The 1069-nt window shown below is 45.2% G+C and carries 1 protein-coding gene; it reads left to right on the top strand.

Features of this window, described 5'->3' with window-relative positions:
• A partial coding sequence (gene hslO / locus R7Z77_RS24120; RefSeq protein ID WP_318136897.1) for an Hsp33 family molecular chaperone HslO occupies positions 1-758 on the top strand: 758 nt, incomplete at its 5' end.
• Positions 759-1069: the final 311 nt, after the last annotated feature.

The following is a 1069-nucleotide window of genomic DNA, read 5'->3' as shown; positions in this document are numbered from 1 at the left end:
TACAAAAACTGTTGGGTGAGCTACTCGTTTCAACGACTCTTTTGACTGCAACTCTTAAATTCGAAGGCTCAATCACAATCCAACTTCAAGGTGACGGCCCTGTTTCTCTTGCAGTAATCAATGGCGACCACAACCAACAAGTTCGTGGTGTAGCGCGCTGGGAAGGTGACATCGCTGATGACGCTAGCCTGCACGAAATGATGGGTAAAGGTTACCTAGTTATCACTATCGAGCCGAAAAAAGGCGAGCGCTACCAAGGTGTGGTTGGTCTAGAAGGTGAGAACCTGACAGAAGTGCTAGAAGGTTACTTCGCTAACTCTGAGCAGCTAAAAACGCGTCTTTGGATCCGCACTGGCGAATTCGAAGGTAAACCGCACGCGGCGGGTATGCTGATTCAGGTTATTCCTGATGGCACTGGTTCTCCAGATGACTTCGAGCACCTAGAGCAACTGACTAACACCGTAAAAGACGAAGAACTGTTTGGCCTAGAAGCGAACGATCTACTATACCGTCTATACAACCAAGACAAAGTACGTGTGTACGAACCTCAACCAGTAGCGTTCCACTGTGGCTGTTCACGTGAGCGCAGCGGCGCGGCAATCATTACCGTTGAGAAAGCTGAAATTAACGACATTTTAGCTGAAGTAGGATCGGTTTCTTTACACTGTGATTACTGTGGCACAACATATACATTCGATGAAACAGAAGTTACCGAACTGTATACGCAAGCTTCAGGCGGCAATAAAACGCTGCATTAATTTTTATAGCTTATCAAGCACGTAATTTACCCACAAAAGGCCAGCACTATGCTGGCCTTTTTGTGATCTACCCCCCGTAACACCTAGCTTCCCACGTAATAAAACAACTGCTTAATTTTAAGTAATTAATAATCGTTTTGCCCTAGCGCAAAGGATTGCGCGCACGATAAACTATTCGCACCAATATGTGACGGGTTACCTAAAACCTTAATGAAATCATGGGCAATTTTTGAACTATCTCCCTGTTTTCTCCCCGCCCCGTTGCTAGCATGGTGAGCAGATTAAAATTAAAACATTCTTACAAAATCCCT

Source organism: Vibrio sp. 1401, from assembly GCF_033340295.1.
This window is presented reverse-complemented; position numbering and strand designations above follow the sequence as displayed.